Here is a 24,132-nt window from a genome sequence, read left to right on the forward strand (position 1 = left end):
AGAATTTAATAAAAAAATAAATTGCTTCAATGGAGCTGAGTGGGCAAACCGTGAAAGTAAAAAAGCCAAGACCTGTCAATCTCGACCTACAAACGATTCGCTTTCCGCTTACTGCGATAGCGTCAATCCTACACCGCGTTTCAGGTGTGATTACATTCGTATCCCTTGCCATCTTGCTGTGGCTGCTAAACCTATCTTTATCTTCTCCTGAAGGTTTTACATCCGCTGTTAGTGTTACTGATAGCTTTTTTGTGAAATTTATCCTGTGGGGAGTATTGACCGCATTGTTTTATCACATTGTTTTAGGTGTCCGTCATTTGTTGATGGATTTAGGTTATTTCGAAGAAATGGACACAGGCATTGCAAGTACCAAAGTTAGTTTTGCAATTGTCGCTGTACTAGCAGTATTTGCAGGAGGCTTAGTATGGTAAATAACGTATCTTCCGTCGGCCGTAATGGTATACACGATTTTATTCTGATCCGCGCTACAGCGATCATTTTGACCCTTTACACCGTATATATGGTTGGTTTCTTTGCGTTTGGCCCTGAGCTAACGTTTGAAACTTGGAGTGCATTCTTCAATCAAATCAGTACCAAAGTTTTTACTATGTTGGCTTTGGTTTCCATTCTTGTACATGCTTGGATTGGTTTGTGGCAAGTGTTAACAGACTACATTAAACCTGCCGTTTTAAGAGTGGGATTGCAGTTTGTTGTTGTAGCAATTCTTTTTGTTTACCTATTTGCGGGTTTCTTTATTGTGTGGGGTGTGTAAGTGAGCATTGCAGTTCGTGAGTTTGATGCCGTTGTTATCGGTGCTGGTGGTGCGGGTATGCGTGCCGCATTACAAATTTCAGAGCAAGGACTAAAATGTGCCTTGCTATCAAAAGTGTTCCCTACGCGCTCTCATACTGTATCTGCGCAGGGCGGTATTACTGTTGCGCTGGGTAATTCACACCCAGATAATTGGCAATGGCATATGTATGACACAGTAAAAGGCTCTGATTACATTGGTGATCAGAATGCTATTGAATACATGTGTCAAAATGGCCCTAAGTCAGTTATTGAATTAGAAAAAATGGGGCTACCGTTTTCGCGTTTTGACAACGGTACTATCTATCAACGCCCATTTGGTGGTCAGTCTAAAGAGTTTGGTGGTGAGCAAGCTGCGCGTACAGCCGCTGCTGCTGACCGTACTGGTCACGCGTTACTTCATACGCTTTATCAGCAAAATATTAAGCATCAAACGACGATTTTTTCTGAGTGGTATGCGTTAGATTTAGTAAAAAACCAAGATGGTGCAATTTTAGGTTGTACTGCTTTGTGTATGGAAACTGGCGAGATTTGTTACTTCAAATCTAAAGCTACTATCCTTGCAACAGGCGGCGCTGGCCGTATTTACGCTTCGACAACAAATGCGCACATTAACACTGGTGACGGTGTTGGTATGGCGCTTCGTGCTGGCGTGCCAATGCAAGATATGGAAATGTGGCAATTCCACCCAACGGGTATTGCTGGCGCGGGTGTACTGGTAACTGAAGGTTGTCGTGGTGAAGGTGGTTATCTTTTAAATAAAGATGGTGAACGCTTCATGGAGCGTTATGCACCTAATGCTAAAGATTTGGCTGGTCGTGATGTGGTTGCACGTTCAATGATGGTTGAGATCCGTGAAGGTCGTGGTTGCGATGGCCCATGGGGACCTCACATTAAATTGAAACTTGATCATTTAGGTAAAGATGTTCTTGAATCGCGTCTACCGGGTATTTGTGAATTATCGCGTACCTTTGCCCATATTGATCCTGTTAAAGAGCCGATTCCAGTTATTCCTACTTGTCATTACATGATGGGTGGGGTACCGACTCAGGTATCAGGCCAAGCCCTTAAACAAACAGCATCTGGTGTTGATCAAGAAGTACAAGGTCTTTTCGCTTGTGGTGAGATCGCATCTGTATCTGTGCATGGTGCTAACCGTTTAGGTGGCAACTCATTACTTGATCTGGTCGTCTTCGGTCGTGCAACGGGTTTACATCTAGGTGAAACGTTGGCTGCACAAACAGAAGCTCGTCCTGCCACAGATTCTGATATAGAAGCCTCTTTAGCCCGTGTTAACCGTTGGAACACTACGCAAAAAGGTGAAGATCCTGTTCAAATTCGTAAAGATCTTCAAAGTTGTATGCAAAACAACTTCTCGGTTTTCCGTGAAGGTGATGCGATGGCAACGGGTCTTACAGAGCTAAAAGAAATTCGTGAACGTTTAAAGCATGCGCGTTTAGATGACACTTCTTCTGAGTTTAATACACAACGTATTGAATGCTTAGAGCTTGAAAACTTAATGGAAACAGCAATGGCAACGGCAGTCGCGGCTAACTACCGTACTGAAAGTCGTGGTGCTCATGCTCGTTTCGACTTCCCTGAACGTGATGATGCTAATTGGTTATGCCACTCTATTTACAACCCTGAGACAGAAGCTATGTCTAAGCGTGATGTAAACATGTCGCCAGTTCATCGTGAAGCTTTCCCGCCGAAAGCACGTACTTACTAAGGGAGGATAGATAAGATGAAACTCAACTTCTCAATATATCGCTATAACCCTGATGTGGATAATGCGCCACACATGAAAGGGTATACCTTAGAAGTGCCAGAAGGCTCAGATATGATGGTGCTTGATGCACTTATTCTGTTAAAAGAGCAAGATTCTACGCTGTCTTTCCGTCGTTCATGTCGTGAGGGTGTGTGTGGTTCTGATGGCATTAATATGAACGGTAAAAATGGTTTAGCGTGTATTACACCATTATCAGCTTTAATGGATAAGAGCACGATTGTTATCCGCCCTTTACCGGGATTACCAGTTGTTCGTGATCTGATTATCGACATGGAACAGTTCTACACCAATTATGCAAAAGTAAAACCTTTCTTAATTGATGATGGAGCAGTTCCACCGGCACGTGAAAACCTACAAGCGCCTGAAGATCGCGCGCAGTTAGATGGTTTGTACGAATGTATTATGTGTGCATGTTGCTCGACATCATGCCCATCATTTTGGTGGAATCCTGATAAATTTATTGGACCTGCAGGCTTATTGGCAGCATATCGATGGTTAATTGATAGCCGTGATACAGCAACAGATGAACGATTATCAAATCTTGATGATGCATTTAGTGTTTTTCGTTGCCATGGCATAATGAACTGTGTAAATGTTTGTCCTAAAGGACTAAATCCAACAAAAGCGATTGGTCACATTAAATCAATGCTGCTTAAACGAGCAGTATAAAAAAATAATATCGATATGCCGGTGACGTTAATTCAATGAATGAGTAATTGATCCGGCCTTAATGCTCTGATTAAACAATCGGTGTAAACGGCGATAACTAGTGGTTAAGGGAAAATAATGCAGAACGGCGTTATGAAGGCATGGCTTGAGTCTTCACATTTAGCTGGCGCCAATGCGACTTACGTAGAAGATCTCTACGAGTTGTATCTTAGCGACCCAGAATTAGTTGACGAGCAATGGCGTGATATTTTTGTTGAATTACCGGTAGTCAATGAGACTGCTGTAGAACAACCTCACTCACGTGTTCGTGATTATTTCCGACGTTTAGCGAAAGAAACCAACTTTTTAAGTGCTACCGTCAGTGATCCAGATGTAGATGCGAAACAAGTAAAGGTATTGCAGCTGATTAATGCATACCGCTTCCGTGGGCATCAAAATGCAAAACTTGATCCATTAGGATTATGGCAGCGTGATTTAGTTCCAGATCTTGATCCGGCATTCCATAATCTTACTGATGAAGATTTTAATGAAACATTTAACGTAGGCTCGTTTGCTGTTGGTCAAGAGACCATGAAGCTTTCTGAAATTTATGCTGCGTTAAAGAAAACATACTGTGGCTCTATTGGTGCAGAATACATGCACATTACAGATACTGAGGAAAAGCGTTGGATCCAACAACGTCTTGAATCGGTAATGGGGCACGGTTCCTTCTCACAAGAAGAGCAACTTTCATTTCTTGATGAATTGACCGCAGCTGAAGGTCTTGAGCGTTATTTAGGCGCGAAATTCCCTGGTGCTAAGCGATTCTCATTAGAAGGCGGTGATGCGCTTATTCCAATGATGAAAGAGCTGATCCGTCACGCTGGTTCTCAAGGTGTACGCGAAGTTGTTATTGGCATGGCCCACCGCGGTCGCCTAAACATGTTAGTTAATGTATTAGGTAAAAAGCCACAAGACTTATTTGATGAGTTTGCAGGTAAGCACGGCGAAAGCTGGGGTACGGGTGATGTAAAATATCACCAAGGATTTTCTGCAGATTTTGCTACACCAGGTGGCGATGTTCACCTTGCTCTTGCCTTTAACCCATCTCACCTTGAAATTGTAAACCCAGTTGTTGTGGGTTCTGTCCGCGCTCGTCAAGATCGCTTAGGTGATGATACGGGTTCTAAAGTATTACCTATTACACTCCATGGTGATTCAGCGATTGCTGGACAGGGTGTCGTTGCTGAGACGTTCAATATGTCCCAAGCGCGTGGTTATGGTGTTGGCGGTACTATTCGTATTGTCGTCAATAACCAAGTTGGTTTTACGACTTCTAATCCAAATGATACCCGCTCGACAGAATACTGTACTGATATCGCTAAGATGGTGCAGTCACCTATTTTCCACGTTAATGCTGATGATCCTGAAGCGGTTGCTTTTGTAACTCGACTTGCGTTTGATTTCCGTAATGAGTTTAAGCGTGATGTTGTTATTGATTTGGTTTGTTACCGTCGTCATGGTCACAATGAAGCGGATGAGCCGAATGCAACTCAGCCTCTTATGTACCAAAAGATCAAAAAGCATCCTACGCCTCGTAAGATTTATGCCGATTATCTAACCGACACTGGCGTGTTTGGTTTAGATACGGCAACAAGCTTAGTCAATGAATATCGTGATGCGTTAGATCGTGGCGAGTGTGTGGTAAAAGAATGGCGTCCAATGCATCTTCATACAGTTGATTGGTCACCATACTTAGGCCATGACTGGACAGTTGATTGGAATAACAAAGTGCCTGTTGAGCGTTTAAAAGAGTTAGGTGCTCGCCTTTGCCAATATCCAGATAGTCATGTTTTACAGAGCCGTGTTCAAAAGCTATATAACGATCGCGTCGCTATGATTGCGGGTGAAAAAGCGTTTGATTGGGGTATGGCTGAAACATTGGCTTATGCCACATTAGTTGACGAAGGTAATCGTATTCGTATTACAGGCCAAGATTCTGGTCGTGGTACCTTCTTCCATCGTCATGCTGTACTGCATAACCAAGAAGATGCTAGTACTTATGTGCCGTTAGCTAATCTTCACAATGGACAAGGTCCGTTTGAAGTGATCGACTCAGTGTTATCTGAAGAAGCGGTATTAGCCTTTGAATATGGTTACGCAACGGCTGAGCCTAGTGGTTTGACGGTATGGGAAGCGCAATTTGGTGATTTTGCGAATGGTGCTCAAGTTGTGATTGACCAATTCATCAGTTCTGGTGAGCAAAAATGGGGGCGTATGTGTGGTTTAACCATGCTGCTACCACATGGTTATGAAGGTCAAGGCCCAGAGCACTCATCGGCACGTTTAGAGCGTTACTTACAATTGTGTGCAGAGCAAAATATGCAAGTTGTTGTTCCATCAACACCTGCACAGGTTTACCACATGATCCGTCGTCAAGTGGTTCGTCCAATGCGTCGACCATTAATTGTAATGTCGCCAAAATCATTGCTGCGCCATCCGTTATGTACATCTACGTTAGACGATTTAGCTAACGGTACTTTCTTACCTGCGATTGCTGAAGTTGATGATTTAGCACCAAATAAAGTGAAACGTGTGGTTTTCTGTTCAGGTAAAGTTTATTACGATTTACTGGAGCAACGCCGCAAGAATGAACAAGAGGATGTGGCGATTGTTCGTATCGAGCAACTGTACCCATTCCCGAAAGAAGACGTTGAAGCTGCAATTGCTGAATATAAGCACGTAACTGATTTTGTTTGGTGTCAAGAAGAGCCGCAAAACCAAGGCGCGTGGTATTCAAGTCAACATAACTTCTATTCTGCGTTACCAGCAGGTGCGCGTTTAAGTTATGCCGGACGTCCAGCATCAGCCTCACCGGCGGTAGGTTACATGTCGGTGCATTTGAAACAACAAAAAGCACTTATAGAAGACGCTTTAACAATTGCTCCTCAAGAGCAAAATAATAATTAGAACTGGAACAAAAAGGACAAAACCGATATGACAATCGAAATTCTGGTTCCCGACCTCCCGGAATCTGTGGCTGACGCAACCGTTGCCACTTGGCACAAACAACCTGGCGATGCCGTATCTCGTGATGAGGTATTGGTTGATATTGAAACAGATAAAGTAGTACTTGAAGTTCCAGCTCCTGAAGATGGCGTGTTAGAAGCTATTTTTGAAGGTGAAGGTACGACTGTTCTTACTAAACAGTTGATTGGTAAAATCAAAGTTGGCGCAGTTGCTGGTGAACCAACAAAAGATGTACCAACAGAAGCTGAAGCGTCACCGAATAAGCGTAACACCGCCTCTTTAACAGAAGAAACAAGTGAAGCATTAAGCCCAGCCGTTCGTCGTTTGTTAAGTGAGCATGGTATTGATGCAGGTGCTGTTAAAGGCTCTGGTGTTGGTGGTCGCATTACTCGAGAAGATGTAGAAGCATACTTAAAGAATCAATCAGCATCAGCTGTGACAAAAGCACCTGTTGTTGATACGCCACTAGCGCACCGCAGCGAAAAACGTGTGCCTATGACACGTTTACGTAAGCGTGTAGCTGAGCGCCTGCTTGAAGCTAAAAATAGTACGGCGATGTTAACAACGTTTAACGAAGTGAACATGAAACCAATCATGGATCTTCGTAAGCAATACAAAGATATCTTCGAAGAGCGTCATGGTATTCGTCTTGGCTTTATGTCTTTCTATGTAAAAGCTGTGGTTGAAGCACTAAAGCGTTACCCAGAAGTAAATGCATCTATTGATGGTGATGATATTGTTTATCACAACTTCTTTGATGTAAGCATTGCAGTATCAACACCTCGTGGTCTGGTAACTCCTGTTCTACGTGATTGCGATAAGCTAAGCCTTGCTGAAATTGAGAAGGGTATTCGTGAACTTGCAATTAAAGGTCGTGACGGCAAGTTAACCGTTGAAGATTTAACAGGTGGTAACTTTACGATCACTAATGGTGGTGTGTTTGGCTCATTGATGTCGACGCCGATCATTAATCCACCACAAGCTGCGATTTTAGGTATGCATAAAATCCAAGATCGCCCTATGGCGGTGAATGGACAAGTTGAAATCTTGCCTATGATGTACCTTGCGTTATCTTACGATCACCGTTTAGTTGATGGTCGTGAATCAGTGGGTTACTTAGTAACGATTAAAGAGTTACTTGAAGATCCAACACGTCTACTACTAGACGTATAATTTGGTAAATAGGCTGGATAAATGCTCATTATTCAGCCTATTAATGACAGTTAGTCAAATTGCCAAATCTAATCACGAAGAGGTTCCCAAGAGTACCTCGTATGGATATAACAAGTCCCAAAGGGATAAGAAAACGGATAGAACATCATGAATTTGCACGAATATCAGGCAAAACAGCTATTCGCTGAATATGGTTTACCTGTACCAGAAGGTTACGCTTGCGATACGCCACAACAGGCGGCAGAAGCGGCAGGTAAAATTGGTGGTAGTAAGTGGGTAGTTAAATGTCAGGTTCACGCTGGTGGTCGCGGTAAAGCGGGCGGTGTGGAATTACATGAAACCAAAGATGGTATTAAACAGTTTGCTCAAAACTGGCTAGGTAAAAATCTAGTAACTTACCAAACAGATGCTAATGGTCAGCCAGTAACCAAAATATTAGTTGAAGAAGCATCTAATATTGCCAATGAGTTGTACTTAGGTGCAGTGGTTGATCGTGGCTCTCGCCGTATCGTTTTCATGGCATCAACTGAAGGTGGTGTGGAAATTGAAAAAGTAGCAGAAGAGACACCTGAACTTATTCATAAAGCAGCAATTGATCCATTGGTTGGGCCTCAGCCATACCAAGGACGTGAGCTTGCATTCAAACTGGGTCTTAAAGGCGATCAGATTAAACAATTTACTAAGATCTTTATGGGCTTAGCAAATATGTTCGCTGAATATGATCTTGCACTGCTTGAAATTAACCCACTAGTTATCACGGGTGATAATAACCTATTGTGCCTAGACGGTAAGATTAATATCGATTCTAACGCAATGTATCGCCAGCCTAAACTCCGTGAAATGCATGATCCATCGCAAGAAGATGAGCGTGAAGCACATGCTGCACAGTGGGAATTAAATTACGTTGCACTCGACGGAAACATTGGCTGTATGGTTAATGGTGCAGGCCTTGCAATGGGTACGATGGATATCGTTAACCTGCACGGTGGACAGCCGGCTAACTTCCTTGATGTAGGTGGCGGTGCAACCAAAGAGCGTGTTACTGAAGCATTTAAAATTATCCTCTCTGATAGCAACGTAAAAGCCGTATTGGTTAATATCTTCGGTGGTATTGTACGTTGTGATTTGATTGCTGATGGCATCATCGGCGCTATTGCAGAAGTTGGCGTTAAAGTACCAGTTGTTGTTCGCCTTGAAGGTAACAACGCAGAAGTAGGTGCAGCGAAACTTGCAGATAGTGGTCTTAATATTATTGCTGCGACTTCGTTAACAGAAGCGGCGGAAAAAGTTGTTGCTGCAGCGGAGGGTAAATAATGTCAGTTTTAATTAATAAAGATACCAAAGTAATTTGTCAGGGCTTTACTGGCGGACAAGGTACATTCCACTCAGAGCAAGCGATTGAGTACGGAACACAAATGGTGGGTGGTGTTTCTCCAGGTAAAGGCGGAACAACACACCTAGGTCTACCTGTATTTAATACGGTACGCGAAGCAGTTGAAGTGACTGGTGCAACAGCGACAGTTATCTATGTACCCGCGCCGTTTTGTAAAGACGCAATCTTAGAAGCAATTGATGCTGGCATCGAGCTTATCGTAACGATTACAGAAGGCATTCCAACACTGGATATGCTAGATGTTAAAGTTCGCCTTGATGAAGCTGGCGTTCGTATGATTGGTCCTAACTGTCCGGGTGTTATTACACCAGATGAGTGTAAGATTGGTATCATGCCGGGTCATATCCATAAGGCTGGTAAAGTAGGTATCGTATCGCGTTCAGGTACATTGACTTACGAAGCGGTTAAGCAAACAACAGATGAAGGCTTTGGTCAATCTACATGTGTAGGTATCGGTGGTGATCCAATCCCAGGTTCAAATTTCATTGATATCCTTGAAATGTTTGAAAAAGATCCAGCGACAGAAGCGATTGTAATGATTGGTGAAATCGGTGGTACTGCTGAAGAAGAAGCAGCAGCTTACATTAAAGAGAACGTGACAAAACCTGTTGTTTCTTACATTGCGGGTGTTACCGCACCTCCTGGTAAGCGTATGGGTCACGCAGGTGCTATTATTTCTGGCGGTAAAGGTACGGCTGAAGATAAATTTGCTGCACTTGAAGAAGCTGGCGTTAAGACAGTAAAAAGTTTAGCAGATATCGGTAAAGCGTTACGTGAAGTAACTAACTGGTAATCTCTACCTACCCATTGAAAATGAAAGCCCTGCATTTGCAGGGCTTTTTTATTGATTAGTAATACAGAGCGTTAAACACCAATCTCACCACCATCTTCACGTCGAATAACGACCGTTGATGAACGTGGTCGAACTTCTGTACCGCTAGGTGCTGCTTCGGCGGCATTATCACTATATGGCCAATTGCCCGGATGTTGAATATTAACAAACAGAGATTTGTAGTCAGGGCTAATGGTGAAACCTGTGACCTCACAACCATTTGGACCAACAAAGAAGCGTTTTAGCTCTGCCTGATTTGAGCTAGCAATAACTGTTTGACTATCATCTTCATTCAGTAACTGAGATGGCACTACCGCAAGCATTTGATCATTGGTGTACTCTTCAACTTCATCAGCACCATTATCGGTTTGAATCCACATAATACCTCGTTGATCAAACGCTAATCCATCAGGGCTAGCAAACTGATTTAGATCTGTTAAACCTGAGCGGTTTGTCTCTTCATCACCATTACTTGGTGAGCCAAAAACGAAAATATCCCAGTTAAACTCTGTTGGATTTTCACCTTCATCCCAGCGAATGATATGACCAAATTTATTATTTAGGCGAGGGTTGGCAGGGTTAGTGCTGTCTTTACGTTTAGTGTTATTGGTTAGGGTGAGGTAAACAGAACCCGTAAATGGATCCACTGCTGCCCATTCAGGACGATCCATTGGTGTTGCTCCAACTAAATCAGCGGCACCTGCAGTATTAATGATGATCTCAGCCAATGAGTTAAAGTGTGAAGCCAGTGTATCACCTGAAGTTGTGAGGCTATCAAGGGTTAACGGCAGCCAAGTTCCGGTACTGTCTTCATTAAATCGAGCAACATATAGTGTGCCTTCATCCATATACTTATCACCGGTTAATAAGCGGTTTGAAGGTGAAGCATCAGCGGGATCCCATAATGCTGCTGACTCAAATTTGTATAGGTACTCAAAGCGTGAGTCATGGCCTGAATAAAACACAACAGGCTTACCTTCTTCTAGTTTGCCAAAGGTACAGCCTTCGTGGCGGAAACGCCCTAACGCGGTACGTTTTTTAGCTCGAGAGTTTTTTGTATATGGATCAATTTCAACAATGTAGCCATGACCATTGGCTTCATTTCGGTAATCGTCAAGTGATGAAGTACCTGTTGGTGCTAAATTAAAGCGAGCAAATTCATCAAGACGTTCTTCATTATGGCCAGCTAACGTTTCCCACTTATAGCGACCTTGTAAATACTTACCTGTGCCCGAAATACCAATACGATCTTGCTCTTTGGTGCGTGTGCCAGTGTTAGTAAAATAGCCCGGCCAGTTTTCTTCACAGGTGAGATAAGTTCCCCACGGTGTATAACCGTTACCACAGTTGTTAAGCGTTCCACGTGCTTGACTACCGTCAGGTGAAAAGCGAGTGACGGTTAACTCTGAATGTGCGAGAGGGCCGGATAAATCCATTACAGTTGCACCGGTGTAGCGACGGTTAAGTGGGTCGCTGTCGATTAACTTCCATTGGTTATTTTCAAGTTGGATACGAACAACAGAAATACCATGAGCGTTTATCTCTTTGCGGATTTCGTCTATATCAGTACGTACTTCTTTTGCTCTTTCGGCATTTTTGTCCCAGTTTGAGTGCAGTGCTTGCTGATCAATGTACTCGTGGTTAATACAAAGTAATCCATCAGTAGATTGTTCGTTTAATGGAAAAAAGTGCATACCGTCATGGTGCATACCTAATGCATTTAACTGATCAGTACTGTTATTTGTACCATCATTTTTCCATGCATTTGCAGTCGCATTTAATGGTGTACCCCAAGGGACTAATACTTGTGCGGTGTAGCCTGAAGGAATAGAAACGGCATCAGTTAACGAACCAGGGATAGAATCGAAATTTAAAACAGCTTGAGAACGATCTGCTACCTTAGCCGTTGCTTCAGTTGAACCTGAAGAGTTACAACCAGCAAGACCTAATGCACCAAGAGCTGACATTGCACTCATACCTAAGCCACCCTTGAGGATGCTTCGGCGTTGCAAGTTAGCTTGAAGTACATCTTCAAATGCTTTGTTATTACTGGTGTTATAGCGGGTAGGATCGAACGTTTCCTTACTCATTGCTTTGCTTTCCTGTGTTTATTATTTATTTAATAAGTTGAACAGGAAAGATAGTAAGAATGGGTAGTGACAGAATTTGTCTATTATTGTGACATTTATATTTAATAATATTATCAGCTACCCAATTAATGAAGATAAGGTTAACGCGCAGTGCGTTTTAGTTGGCTAAGCATAAACATTGCAGCGGCAGATACAACAACAGAAGGGCCTGCTGGCGTGTCGTAATGCCATGACATTGCAAGACCAAGAACCACAGCTATCGCGCCAATAATTGACGCAAATACTGCCATTGATTCTGGACTGTGTGAAAAACGTCGAGCGGTCGCGGCAGGAATGATAAGTAATGATGTAATGATCAATGCCCCAACAAATTTCATCGCAACAGCGATTACCATACCCACCATTAACATCAGTAATAGGCGCATTAAATCGACATTCACGCCTTCTACTTGAGCCATTTCTTCACTAATAGTCATCGAAAGTAGTGGTCGCCATAGATAAATCAATAAAGCTAAAACGACAGCACCACCGCAATATATCCATAATAGATCGTTAGTGGTTACAGCCAATAAATCACCAAATAAGTAGGACATTAAATCGATACGAACATTGTCGAGGAAGCTCACTGCAACTAGACCTAGCGATAAAGCGCTATGGGCTAAGATACCCAGTAAAGTATCTGTGGCTACATAACGTTGTTTTTGTAGCGTAACCAGTACAACTGCAAGCACTAAACAACAGATAACTAACGCCAGATTTAAGTTGATATTAAAAAGAAAACCTAGCGCAATACCGAGTAGAGAGGCATGAGATAATGTATCGCCGAAATAAGCCATTTTTCGCCAAACAACAAATGAGCCCAGTGGACCGGCGAGTATTGCAATACCAATACCAGCGATCAAGGCCGGCAGAAGAAACTCAATCATGCTTTTGATTCCTCATGGTTATTACAGCATTTATGAGTTTTATTTGAATCGTCATGCTGGTGGTTATGTTTATGTTCATAGACAGCAAGCTGCTCTGTCGATGTTTGACCGAATAATGCAATATATTTAGGGTGGCTCGTCACAGTCAGTGGACTACCAGAGCAACAGATGTGATGTTGCAAACAAATCACATTATCAGTTTTCGCCATGACAAGGTGTAAGTCGTGAGAAACCATCAAGATGGCACAGTTAAGTAAATCACGTAACTGTTGGATCAGGCGATAAAGCTCTAATTGGCCATTTACATCAACCCCCTGTACTGGCTCATCAAGTACCAGTAGATCCGGTTTTTGCAATAAGGCACGTGCAAGTAAGACACGTTGCATTTCACCACCAGAGAGCCCATGCATATCACTGTTAAGTAGGTGACGACCATTAACCATGTTTAAAGCTTCGATACGTTGTTCTTGATTATAACGCCCAGCAAGACGCATAAAACGATCGACAGAAAGAGGCAGGGTATTATTTAGGCGTAGCTTTTGAGGCACATAGCCTATACGAATTCCTTTTTTACGAACCACTTTTCCTTTTGTGGCTTTACTCAGTCCTGTTATGACTTTTACTAAGGTTGATTTACCTGCACCATTAGGACCGATTAAGGTGGTAATTTCACCGCGTTCAAGCTTAAGCGTAATATTATCCAAAACATCACGTTCACCAAATGAGACAGTGACTGATTGTAGTTCGATTAGGGTTGACATAAAGGAAGTTGTCTTAATAGGCTTTAGAAATAAAAGGTAATGTTATAATATAACATTACTGATGTGTTATATTGTAACATTATCATGTTCGTTAGGGAATATATTGCTCATCATATAAATAATTAGCAGTATAAAAGTGCAACACTTATTTTTTAGGATAATAAAATAATGCAACGTATATCATCATTGTTTTGTGCAGCAGCTCTGGCTTTATCAGGTTCAGCAATGGCAGATGACTTTAAAGTTGTTACAACCATTAAACCATTAAACCTGATTGTTAGTGAGTTAGTTCAAGGTGCAGCAACGTCAGATGCAATCTTACCACCAGGAGCTTCTCCACATGATTATGCATTACGTCCATCAGATGTAAAAAAATTGAATGATGCAGATCTGGTAATTTGGGTTGGGCCTCAACTAGAAACTTTTTTAACAAAACTTATGGCTACAAACCCAAATAGCTTCGCTTTGACAAAACAAGCTGGTATCGATTTTCTAAATTATGGTGCTAAACCGAGTGATGACCATGCCGGTCACGACGATCACGATGACCATGGCGATCATGCCGGCCACGATGATCACAATGACCATGGCGATCATGCCGGCCACGATGATCACAATGACCATGGCGATCATGCCGGCCACGATGATCACAATGACCATGGCGATCATGAAGGTCACGATGCTCATGATGACCATGGTGATCATGCAGGTCATCACCACTCTGGGCTTAATCCGCATTTCTGGATGGGACCAAAACAGACAATTGAAGCCGCAAATGTGATCACGGAAGCATTGATTAAACATGATCCATTGCATAAAACTGTTTATCTCGATAATCTTTCAACGTTTACCACTGAAGTTAATCAAGCTGTAAGTGAACTTAATGCGGAATTAAAACCTCTTTCAAATAATGGCTATTTTGTTTTTCATGATGGCTATGGGTATTTCGAACATCAGTTTGGTCTGAATAACTTAGGGCACTTTACTGTTGAGCCTGATCGTAAGCCTGGTGCTAAAACTCTAATCGCAATTCGTGAAGCATTAAAAGATAAGCAAGCTTATTGTGTATTCAGTGAGCCGCAGTTTTCACCAGCAGTTGTTGATAGTGTAACTAAAGGCACAGGGGTAAACATAGGAACCCTTGATCCAATGGCGACAAATGTCGAAGTGGGCAAGGGAGGATACGTCCGTTTTATTAAGGAACTCGGACAGAGCTTTACCAAGTGTTTAAAATAGAAAATGAAATTATATCAAGCGGCAGCAACTTCTATTAAAGAGCTGCCGCGTCAGCACAAAATTGCGTTAGTTTCCACCTCTGTGCTTATGATGGCTGCCATAATGTGGCAGCCATCAAAACCACAAGTAACTTTTCCATCATCAAGCGTAAATAAGCGTATTGATGTCACATTGCCATCTAAATTAGATTTATTATCTGAACAAGATAGTGAGCCATTAGGTGTGTCTCTTGATCAAAATGATCCTGAATTCCAAGCACCAAAAGATGAAATAGAGCAACAACTTGATGATGCTAAAGTTGAAGTTGAGCATAAACATCGAGTGGCATCGGGTGAAACGTTAGGGATTATCTTTTCACAGTATGGTTTGCCTATTTCAGATATGTACCGCTTAATTGATGCAAATAAGTCAGTACAGAATTTGCGTGTTGGACAAACACTTGAGTGGGAAGTCAATGATGATGGGAAATTAACAGAACTTAAAATTATCCGCAGTAAAAAAGAGACGGATGCCTTTACACTATCGAAAAAAGGTTATGTATATAAAAAGATAGTTAAAAAAGGTGAGATGAAACCCGTTACTATCATCGGACGTGTAAATGGCAGTTTTTATAATTCAGCTCGAGCAGCAGGCCTAACACCGACTCAGATCCAAACATTAGTAAAAGCCTTACAATGGAAATTTAACCTTGGACGCGAAGCGCATAAAGGGGATCGTTTTGCTGTAGGTATTGATCGAGAATTTATTGATGGTAAGGCGGTGGGTAAAGGTGAGGTTAATGCTTTTTACTACAAATCAGCGAATGGTAAGGATTCAACCTTTATTATTAGAGGTGATGATGATCAGTTCTATGATAGTAGTGGCCACAGTTTAAACCGAGCATTTAGACGTATTCCCACATCGAAACGTTATCGTATCAGCTCATCTTTTAATCCAAATCGTCTCCACCCTGTCACTGGACGCCGATCACCACATAATGGTACCGATTTTGCGGTTCCGATTGGTACATCTGTTTTGGCTGCTGGTGATGGCGTCGTTGTAAAATCACGTTACCACCCATTAGCAGGTAACTATATTGTCGTTAAGCATGGCCGAGAATATATGACACGTTATTTACACCTAAGTAAACGTGAGGTGAAGGTGGGCGATAAAGTGAAAATGGGACAACGTATTGCTAAAAGTGGTAATACTGGGCGCTCAACAGGCCCACACTTACATTTTGAGTTGATAAAAAATGGTCGTCCTGTTGACGCAATGAAAGTATCTTTGCCACAAGCCGATCCACTCTATGGTAAAGAACGCAAAAATTTAATGAAACAAGTTAGCTTTTATAAGGATAAGTTTAACGATGTAATATCGAGCTAAGTTGTTTAATCGTAAAAAAGCGCACATATTGTGCGCTTTTTTTATGGTTTTTATCACTGAATTTAACTAATCAAAGACGTTTTTTAAATTAACCCAATACTTGCCATTTATATCTATAAGGAATTAAGTATTTGTATTTCTGTTCCTTTTTGGTGATTCCATGTCGTTTTTAAGCAATGTAATGGCAAAAAAACAAATGTTTTTTTGATTTATGACAAGACATGAAATGTATCAATATGTAAAATTCAAACCAGAAATGCTAATAATTCTTATTAAGGTAACGATTTACTATGAAGTTGTCAGAGATGTCATGCGGAAACTGTGGGACCGTCATTAATATGTCTGCGTTACCCTCAGCGACGCGAAAAAAGTTGATGGTTATGGGGTTACTACCTCGTACAGAAATTACCGTTGTTCGTGTGGCGCCGTTAGGTGATCCGCTTCAAGTTCGTGTACGTGGTGTTGATATCGCTTTACGTAAGCAAATTGCAGAAAACATCGAGGTTGAGGCACTGTAATGCAATATAATATTCTTACTGTTGGTAACCCGAACAGTGGTAAAACAACGTTGTTTAATGGCTTAACTGGCGCTAAGCAGCAAGTCGGTAACTGGGCTGGTGTAACGGTTGAGAAAAAAACAGGTCGCTACCAACACAATGGTGATGATTTTTCGCTGACAGATCTACCTGGTATTTATAACCTTGATAGTGCAAACGATGCGAATAGCCTTGATGAAGCAATCGCGTCACGTGCAATTTTAACAACGCCTGCTGACGTGATAATCAACGTTGTTGATGCATCGAGCTTAGAGCGTAGTTTATACATGACGCTACAGCTGCGTGAGCTAGGCCGCCCGATGGTGGTTGTGCTCAACAAGATGGATGTATTGAAGCGCCAGCGTCAGGTATTGGATATTAAAGCGTTAGAAAAAGCATTAGGGTGTCCTGTATTAGCGTTATCTGCTAATAATATGGAGCGTATTGCTGAATTTAAAACCAAGTTACACAAGATGTTAACACAAGGTGTTGTCGTTAACGAGTTTGAGCTTGATTATGGTCAAGATTTCGAGCGAGCAGTGAGTCAATTAGCACCGTTATTCAAACATAACGATAAGCTAAATGCTCGTGCACAAGGTATCCGTGTATTAGAAAACGATACTTTAGTGATCAACACGCTATCTGATGAAGATAAAACAACAGCATGTGGTTTACGTGCAGATTTATTAAGTACGGTTGATCCTGATATTCAAGTCGCTGATGTGCGTTACACCTTCTTGCATCAGCTGTGTCAAAAAGTCCGTCGTCAAGAAGGCCGTTTAAGTAACAGCCTAACGGATAAAATAGATCGTGTATTACTAAACCGCTTTTTTGGTATCCCATTTTTCTTCTTAGTAATGTACGTGATGTTTATGTTTGCGATAAACATTGGTAGTGCATTTATCGATTTCTTTGATATTAGCTTTGGCGCACTATTAGTCGATGGTGGTCATCATCTTTTAGATGATCACTTGCCAGTATGGTTAGTAACAATTATTGCGAACGGCATCGGTGGTGGTATTCAAACGGTTGCAACCTTTATTCCAGTGATTGCGTGTTTGTACTTGTTCCTTGCGGTATTAGAAAGCTCGGGCTATATGGCACGCGCCGCATTTGTTCTTGATAAAGTGATGCAAAAAGTAGGTTTACCGGGTAAAGCATTTGTTCCTCTAGTGCTTGGCTTTGGTTGTAATGTACCTGCGATCATGGCAACTCGTACTCTTGAACAAGAACGTGAGCGTAAACTCGCAGCCGCAATGGCACCCTTTATGTCATGTGGCGCGCGTTTACCGGTATATGCACTGTTTGCAGCAGCTTTTTTCCCTGAAAATGGTCAGAACGTGGTATTTGCACTGTACCTATTAGGTATTGTGGCAGCTGTGATGACGGGGCTTATTTTACGTTCAACGCTTTACCCTGGCTCTAGTGATAGCTTTATCATGGAAATGCCAAACTACGAATTACCAACTATTCGCAATGTGGTGATAAAAACATGGCAAAAGCTAAAGCGCTTTGTATTTGGTGCGGGTAAAACCATCGTTGTCGTTGTGGCAGTATTAAGCTTCTTTAACTCATTAGGTACTGATGGTTCATTCGGTAACGAAGATACGTCTAAATCTGTACTTTCAAAAGCCGCACAAGTTGTAACGCCAGTATTAGAACCTATTGGTGTGAAAGCCGATAACTGGCCTGCAACCGTCGGTATCATTACGGGTATTTTCGCAAAAGAAGCCGTTGTGGGTACGCTAAACAGCTTATATGCACCAGCAACAGATGATAGCAATGAAGAATACAACCTTGTTGCTAGCTTAAAAGAAGCAGTTGAATCAGTTGGTGATAACCTAGCAGCATTAAGCTTTAGTGATCCACTGGGTATCGAAGTGGGTGATTTAGAAAACAAACAAGCCGTTGCTGAAGAGCAGGGTGTTAACGAATCTGTATACGGTAACATTCAAGCGCACTTCGTAAGTGGTGCAGCTGCAATGGCGTACTTGATTTTCATTCTGTTGTACACACCATGTGCGGCTGCAATGGGTGCTTACGTACGTGAGTTTGGTCAGAAGTTTGCTCTGTTTATTGCAGGTTGGACGATGTTAATGGCTTACTCGTTTGCCACTTGGTTCTACCAAATTGCTCACTTTGTTGATCATCCTGTAACGAGTGCATTCTGGATTAGCTTCTTCGTATTGATTAATGGCGGTATCTTCTTGTTATTGAAACGAGAAGGAAAAAAACAAACTAACCTTGAAGGCTTGTTAGTAGAATGATCCTACAGCAGTTAAAACAATATATTGAACAGCATGGACGTGTCAGTCGCAAGCAACTCTCTGCTCACTTCGGAATGTCGGAAGACGGGGTTGAAGCAATGCTTGATGTATGGATACGTAAGGGTTCGATTGGAAAAGAATTGGTTGGCTGTGAAAGTTCAGACTGCTGCCAACCTGCGAAAGAGATTTGGTATCGTTGTTTATCCGTTAACGAATTATCGATAACGGTAATGCGATAGAAGGTAGTAAAATCAAAAGGCAGCTTAATTAAGCTGCCTTTTTTAATGCTAATGAGAGATAGCTGTAAAGCCTTTAACCTGACTTAACTCTTCGCGCAGCTCATCAGCCAGTGCTGCTTGTAGCGCTTCACTGCGTTGAGTACCATCTGTATTCCCCCAAATTGGTCCAGGCCATGCTATGTCATGACTAAAGCGTGCAATGTGGTGTAAATGAAGTTGTGGTACAAGGTTACCTAATGCACCAACGTTAATCTTTTCTGCTTGATAGTCGTTTTCTAATAATGTGGCTACGGCACTTGATTCACGCATTAGTTGGTATTGGTCTTGTTCAGGTAGGTGGTGGATCTCACGTAACTCGTCAATACGAGGGACTAAGATAATCCATGGTCCCAGCGCTTCTTTAGATAATAAAACACGAGAAAGCGGAAAATCACCGAGTACAGTGGTATCAGATTGTAGGCGAGGATGAAGAGTGAAACGCATGTAATTATTCCTTCACAGTACATTATGGCTCACAAGCCAGAGCATTATTTATCATAGTATGCCTAATTTAAAACGATTGGTATTATCCTTAACGTATTCTCTAACATTTGGTTAAGAGTTCTAATTATTGTGAGGCAACTTATGGCAAGCGAATATCAGTTTATACTCGATTATTGGTTTGGCGAGTTAGAGGGTGAAGTAACCAAAGAAAATAAACATGCGCTTTGGTTTCTAGGTGGTGAAGAAATTGATGCTTACATTAAAACCCATTTTCAATCTTGGGTGAGTAAGGCTGGCAAAGGGGAGTTAAATCACTGGTGTGAAACGGCCCAAGGTCGCTTGGCCCTGATAATTTTACTCGATCAATTTAGCCGCAACATCTACCGTGGATTAAGTGCGGCATTTCGTTATGACTCATTAGCCTTAGCATTGTGTAAACGTGGTTTAGCATTGAATCAAGATGTAGATTTATCGCCAATTGAACGCGTATTTTTCTATTTACCTTTAGAACATGCAGAAGATTTGGAAGATCAAGAAGAGAGTGTGTTTCGCTTTCAACACTTAAGAGAATCAACTTCCTTGAATAATCGTGAACTATTTGATGGCTTTTATAATTATGCGAGAAGCCATTATGATGTGATTAAGCAATTTGGACGTTTTCCATATCGTAATGCGGTGCTGGGGCGACTTTCTACGCAAGGTGAATTGATGTGGTTGAACCAAGGTGGTCAGCGATTTGGTCAATAAAGGGATCTAACTATTGAATCTTTGGTTATGTTTTTATTTACAGAGCCTAATTTATAAACATATTTCAGAGTGCGATAAACAGAAAATAAAAAGCCTTCCAAATGGAAGGCTTTTTAATATTAAGAGGGATGTAGATTACATACGCTCTAGTGTTTCGATACCAAGTAGGTCTAGACCTTGCTTGATAGTTTTTGATGTTAGCAATGCAAGCTTCAAGCGGCTTTGCTTAACATCTTCTTCAGCATTAAGAATTGGACATGCTTCGTAGAAGCTAGAGAACATACCTGCAAGTTCGAATAGGTAAGTACACATTAAGTGTGGTTGACCTTCACGTGCTACAGATTGTACCGCTTCTTCAAATTGAAGAAGTTTAGATAGCAGTACTTGCTCTTTTTCGTCAGTGATAACGATTGGGTGAGTAAGATCTGCAAGCTCAACATTCGCGCGCTTAAAGATAGATGCTACACGTGTGTATGCGTACTGCATGTATGGTGCAGTGTTACCTTCGAATGCTAGCATGTTGTCCCAGTCGAAGATGTAATCTGTCGTACGGTGCTTAGAAAGATCAGAGTACTTAACCGCAGCCATTGCAACAGTTTGTGCAATGTTTGCTTTTTCTTCAGCACTTAGTTCTGGGTTCTTTTCTTCAATTAGCTTGTTAGCACGCTCAACAGCTTCATCCAGAAGATCAGCAAGACGAACAGTACCGCCAGCACGAGTCTTAAATGGACGACCATCTTTCCCTAGCATCATACCAAATGCGTGGTGCTCAAGAGATACACTCTCTGGCACATAACCCGCTTTACGTACGATTTCCCAAGCCATCATTAGGTGTTGGTGCTGACGTGAGTCGATGAAGTAAAGTACGCGATCAGCATGAAGTTGCTCGTAACGGTATTTAGCACAAGCGATATCAGTGGTTGTGTATAGGTAACCGCCATCACGCTTCTGGATGATCACACCCATAGGCTCGCCGTCTTTGTTTTTGTATTCGTCTAGGTAAACAACAATTGCGCCATCACTTTCTACAGCTAGACCTTTTTCTTTAAGATCTGCAACAACGCCAGGTAGCATGTCGTTGTACATAGATTCGCCCATTACGTTGTCATCAGTCAGTGACACGCTTAGACGATCGTAGTTGCGTTGGTTCTGCTTAAGGGTAATGGCAACAAGTTGCTTCCATTTCTCAAGGCAGTACTCATCACCGCTTTGTAGACGAACAACAAAGTTACGTGCTGTTTTACCGAATTCTTCGTCTTCATCATAAAGTACTTTAGATTCACGGTAGAAACCTTCAAGATCGCTGATGTCCATAGAAACATCAGTACCTTCTTGCTCTTTACGCTGCATGTTAGCGATAAGCATACCGAATTGTGTACCCCAGTCACCAAGGTGGTTAGCTCGGATAACATTGTGGCCTAAAAATTCAAGAGTACGTACAACTGCATCACCGATGATAGTTGAACGTAAGTGACCTACGTGCATTTCTTTTGCAACGTTTGGTGCAGAGTAGTCAACAACAATGTTTTGTGCTGTTTCAGTATTAACGGCTAGACGCTCATCTTTTAGTGCTTCTTCACCACGCTCAGCTAACCACGCTTTGTTTAAGAAAATGTTAATAAAGCCTGGGCCGGCAATTTCAACTTTCTCAGCAATACCATCTAGTTCTAGGCAGTCGATAACTTTTTGTGCGAATTCGCGTGGATTAGTACCTAGCTTCTTTGCTACGCCCATAACACCGTTCGCTTGGTAATCACCAAACTGCGCTTTAGCTGATTGGCGAACTGCGGCAGGGCTGCCTGCAGGTGCGCCAGCGGCTTCTAAAGCCTGAGATACTTTATCATTAATAAGTGCTTGAATGTTCACACGCTGATCCTTAAATCATTTGTAACGCCAATTACTAATAAGAGGCAAAAATGTCTACGTATTACAAGATCACCGTCAAAAATAATCACGAAATAAAACAAAATGATAACATAAATAAATCAAGTGTTTAACGTGAGTATTTTTGACGGGGTCGCGAATATCTAAATATGCACCGAAGTCTTGAATACGCAGTAGGTATTGTCCTAATAATACCCACAGATGGAGGTACTTTGGCAACCGGAAAAACCTATTGTTTACGTTTTTTTTTAACTTTTTTTGTTATGAGTAAATAATGTGTAACACGCTATTGTATTGAAAAGAGAGTGCGTTAAATTCATGTTTCATTAAATCACGAAAAATGGATAATTATTCACTCCGTCTCATTATAGTAATAGCTGTCAATAATAGGATAAATTTATGCACAAGCTTGAACAATATAATCTTCATCCAACGCAGATGCTTGCGCAGTTACCGGAGTTTATGAAAGCGATTAATGCATTGATTGATGATTTAGGGATTTCACTGGCTGATTACCAAGCCGATCACATTGCATTACGTGTCAATGATCAAGATGTGGCGCAACAGTTACATCAAGCCTGGCTGAGTTATGGCCAAGAATGGTCTAACAATATGATCAATGGTCGTCCCATTGTGATCATTGGGTTTGAGCAGCCATTAGCCGTAGATGGATGGACAATCGAAGCGTTAGAGTTGCCTTATCCGAGTGATAAAGTTTATCTGAAGCAAGGATGGGAACATATTGAGTTTGTGGTGCCATCTAGTGCACAAACGATTGAAGAATTAAAAGCAGATTTACTAGAACAATTACCACAATTAGATTGGGATGGGTTAGATGCGAAGGGGATCAAAGTAAAAGCCAGTTCACCATCCGGTGAAGATGAACGTTTAGCTAATCCTACTTTTGCGTTTAAACGTGATGGGGTATGTATTAAATTACACGGACACTCGTTAAAAGCAGTATTAGAAAGTGAACAAGCCTAGTTGCTGTAAATACGAATAATAAAAAGCGTAGTAATCCCCAAAGATTACTACGCTCGCTTGGTTAATATTGTCTTTTCCTGATTATAAAATAACCGTCCGGTTACCATAGACAAAAATACGATCGTCTACCGCAAGGCCTAATGCTTTACTGAGCACAGATTTTTCTACATCACGACCAGACTTTGCCATTTCAACTGCACTGAAACTATGATCAACAGGGATGACGTTTTGGGTTATGATTGGCCCTTCATCAAGATCGTTAGTTACAAAGTGTGCGGTTGCACCAATGATTTTTACACCACGTTCAAATGCTTGTTGGTAAGGCTTAGCGCCAATAAATGCAGGTAAGAAACTGTGATGAATATTAATGATTTTATTAGGGAATTGTGCAACAAAATTAGGCGTTAAAATACGCATATATTTCGCCAGTACCACGTAATTTGGTTGATACTGTTGTACCGCTTCTAATAGTTTTTGCTCGTGCTCTTCACGGCTTAATCCTTCATGGCAAACATGATGGAATGGAATATCAAATTTTTCCGTTAGCCCTTGTAGGGTGTCGTAATTACCGACAACCGCAGCAATGTCGATATCTAATGATCCATCGAAGGCTTTAACTAGAATATCACCTAGACAGTGCGCTTCTTTTGTCACCATGATGACGATTTTTTTGCGATCAGAACTGATTAAACGGCGTTTGCTGCCTTTGGGTAAAGCATGATCAATATCTGCGAGGAAGGTTGTATCATTAAAATAGCCTTCAAGCTCAGTACGCATGAAAAATTGATTATGGGTGTTATCAACATATTCCTTATTGTTGATAATATTTAGTTGGTGCTTATGACAAATGTTGGTTATTTTGGCGATTAGTCCCATTTCATCTGGGCATTCCGTGAGGAGTGTTTTCTTTTCCATGTCGTTTCCTGACTGCGATTCACG

At 41.7% G+C, this 24,132-nt stretch carries 21 protein-coding genes; 15 read left to right on the plus strand and 6 right to left on the minus strand.

Translation table 11 applies throughout. The annotated features are described in order from the left end of the window. Positions 1 to 29 precede the first annotated feature (29 nt). The 8 genes from sdhC (at position 30) to sucD (ending at position 9,636) form a co-directional block, all read left to right on the plus strand. Positions 30 to 431, plus strand: coding sequence for a succinate dehydrogenase cytochrome b556 subunit (gene sdhC, locus C9J38_RS01550; protein ID WP_107205578.1), 402 nt, complete (start codon positions 30 to 32; stop codon positions 429 to 431). Beyond that, a complete protein-coding gene (gene sdhD, locus C9J38_RS01555) occupies positions 425 to 772 on the plus strand; it encodes a succinate dehydrogenase, hydrophobic membrane anchor protein (RefSeq protein ID WP_045148138.1) in 348 nt (115 codons plus the stop codon). The genes sdhC and sdhD overlap by 7 nt, the downstream gene beginning before the upstream one ends. Beyond that, positions 773 to 2,539 carry a succinate dehydrogenase flavoprotein subunit gene (gene sdhA / locus C9J38_RS01560; RefSeq protein WP_107205579.1) on the plus strand — a complete coding sequence of 589 codons (1,767 nt, stop codon included), beginning with the start codon at positions 773 to 775 and terminating at the stop codon, positions 2,537 to 2,539. Between the two features lie 15 nt (positions 2,540 to 2,554). Next, a complete protein-coding gene (locus tag C9J38_RS01565) occupies positions 2,555 to 3,268 on the plus strand; it encodes a succinate dehydrogenase iron-sulfur subunit (RefSeq protein WP_005370542.1) in 714 nt (237 codons plus the stop codon). Between the two features lie 117 nt (positions 3,269 to 3,385). After that, positions 3,386 to 6,217: a 2-oxoglutarate dehydrogenase E1 component gene (sucA, locus tag C9J38_RS01570; protein ID WP_107205580.1), complete on the plus strand. Its 2,832-nt coding sequence runs from the start codon at positions 3,386 to 3,388 to the stop codon at positions 6,215 to 6,217. 27 nt (positions 6,218 to 6,244) lie between these two features. After that, on the plus strand, positions 6,245 to 7,450 hold the full coding sequence (odhB, locus tag C9J38_RS01575; RefSeq protein WP_107205581.1) for a 2-oxoglutarate dehydrogenase complex dihydrolipoyllysine-residue succinyltransferase: 1,206 nt from the start codon (positions 6,245 to 6,247) through the stop codon (positions 7,448 to 7,450). 147 nt (positions 7,451 to 7,597) lie between these two features. Then, positions 7,598 to 8,764 carry an ADP-forming succinate--CoA ligase subunit beta gene (gene sucC / locus C9J38_RS01580; protein ID WP_005370549.1) on the plus strand — a complete coding sequence of 389 codons (1,167 nt, stop codon included), beginning with the start codon at positions 7,598 to 7,600 and terminating at the stop codon, positions 8,762 to 8,764. After that, positions 8,764 to 9,636 (plus strand): succinate--CoA ligase subunit alpha, encoded by an 873-nt coding sequence (sucD, locus tag C9J38_RS01585; protein WP_005370551.1) that lies wholly within the window; start codon positions 8,764 to 8,766, stop codon positions 9,634 to 9,636. Before sucC ends, sucD begins: the two co-directional genes overlap by 1 nt. 71 nt (positions 9,637 to 9,707) lie before the next feature. On the opposite strand, the gene C9J38_RS01590 is transcribed toward sucD, so the two are convergent. The 3 genes from C9J38_RS01590 to znuC form a co-directional block, all read right to left on the minus strand. Continuing rightward, a complete protein-coding gene (locus C9J38_RS01590) occupies positions 9,708 to 11,765 on the minus strand; it encodes a PhoX family phosphatase (protein ID WP_107205582.1) in 2,058 nt (685 codons plus the stop codon). 140 nt (positions 11,766 to 11,905) lie between these two features. Continuing rightward, a complete protein-coding gene (gene znuB, locus C9J38_RS01595; RefSeq protein ID WP_105060634.1) occupies positions 11,906 to 12,691 on the minus strand; it encodes a zinc ABC transporter permease subunit ZnuB in 786 nt (261 codons plus the stop codon). Next, a complete protein-coding gene (znuC, locus tag C9J38_RS01600; protein WP_107205583.1) occupies positions 12,688 to 13,452 on the minus strand; it encodes a zinc ABC transporter ATP-binding protein ZnuC in 765 nt (254 codons plus the stop codon). The genes znuB and znuC overlap by 4 nt, the downstream gene beginning before the upstream one ends. A 168-nt stretch (positions 13,453 to 13,620) precedes the next feature. Between znuC and C9J38_RS01605 the strand changes: the two genes are divergently transcribed. From C9J38_RS01605 to C9J38_RS01625, 5 genes are all read left to right on the plus strand, one after another. Then, the gene (locus C9J38_RS01605; RefSeq protein WP_107205584.1) at positions 13,621 to 14,688 is read left to right on the plus strand and encodes a zinc ABC transporter substrate-binding protein; all 1,068 of its coding nucleotides are present in this window, start codon (positions 13,621 to 13,623) and stop codon (positions 14,686 to 14,688) included. A 3-nt stretch (positions 14,689 to 14,691) separates the two neighbouring features. After that, positions 14,692 to 16,053 carry a murein DD-endopeptidase MepM gene (mepM, locus tag C9J38_RS01610; RefSeq protein WP_107205585.1) on the plus strand — a complete coding sequence of 454 codons (1,362 nt, stop codon included), beginning with the start codon at positions 14,692 to 14,694 and terminating at the stop codon, positions 16,051 to 16,053. Positions 16,054 to 16,343: 290 nt separating this feature from the next. Beyond that, positions 16,344 to 16,571, plus strand: coding sequence for a FeoA family protein (locus C9J38_RS01615; RefSeq protein ID WP_105060630.1), 228 nt, complete (start codon positions 16,344 to 16,346; stop codon positions 16,569 to 16,571). After that, complete coding sequence (gene feoB, locus C9J38_RS01620; RefSeq protein WP_107205586.1) at positions 16,571 to 18,856, plus strand: Fe(2+) transporter permease subunit FeoB; 2,286 nt, start codon at positions 16,571 to 16,573, stop codon at positions 18,854 to 18,856. Before C9J38_RS01615 ends, feoB begins: the two co-directional genes overlap by 1 nt. Beyond that, a complete protein-coding gene (locus C9J38_RS01625; RefSeq protein ID WP_107205587.1) occupies positions 18,853 to 19,095 on the plus strand; it encodes a FeoC-like transcriptional regulator in 243 nt (80 codons plus the stop codon). The genes feoB and C9J38_RS01625 overlap by 4 nt, the downstream gene beginning before the upstream one ends. 48 nt (positions 19,096 to 19,143) lie before the next feature. Here C9J38_RS01625 and C9J38_RS01630 read toward each other — a convergent pair whose 3' ends face one another. Then, on the minus strand, positions 19,144 to 19,578 hold the full coding sequence (locus C9J38_RS01630) for an HIT domain-containing protein (RefSeq protein WP_107205588.1): 435 nt from the start codon (positions 19,576 to 19,578) through the stop codon (positions 19,144 to 19,146). 141 nt (positions 19,579 to 19,719) lie between these two features. Here C9J38_RS01630 and C9J38_RS01635 point away from each other — a divergent pair, with 141 nt between their 5' ends. Further along, a complete protein-coding gene (locus tag C9J38_RS01635; RefSeq protein WP_107205589.1) occupies positions 19,720 to 20,325 on the plus strand; it encodes a DUF924 family protein in 606 nt (201 codons plus the stop codon). A 135-nt stretch (positions 20,326 to 20,460) separates the two neighbouring features. Here C9J38_RS01635 and argS read toward each other — a convergent pair whose 3' ends face one another. Continuing rightward, on the minus strand, positions 20,461 to 22,191 hold the full coding sequence (gene argS, locus C9J38_RS01640; RefSeq protein WP_105060625.1) for an arginine--tRNA ligase: 1,731 nt from the start codon (positions 22,189 to 22,191) through the stop codon (positions 20,461 to 20,463). 417 nt (positions 22,192 to 22,608) lie between these two features. Between argS and C9J38_RS01645 the strand changes: the two genes are divergently transcribed. Then, positions 22,609 to 23,193 (plus strand): VOC family protein, encoded by a 585-nt coding sequence (locus tag C9J38_RS01645; RefSeq protein ID WP_107205590.1) that lies wholly within the window; start codon positions 22,609 to 22,611, stop codon positions 23,191 to 23,193. 81 nt (positions 23,194 to 23,274) lie between these two features. Here C9J38_RS01645 and purU read toward each other — a convergent pair whose 3' ends face one another. Continuing rightward, positions 23,275 to 24,108: a formyltetrahydrofolate deformylase gene (gene purU / locus C9J38_RS01650; RefSeq protein WP_105060623.1), complete on the minus strand. Its 834-nt coding sequence runs from the start codon at positions 24,106 to 24,108 to the stop codon at positions 23,275 to 23,277. Positions 24,109 to 24,132 lie beyond the last annotated feature (24 nt).

The sequence above is a fragment of the Photobacterium sp. GB-210 genome (genome assembly GCF_003026075.1).
Lineage (GTDB): Bacteria > Pseudomonadota > Gammaproteobacteria > Enterobacterales > Vibrionaceae > Photobacterium.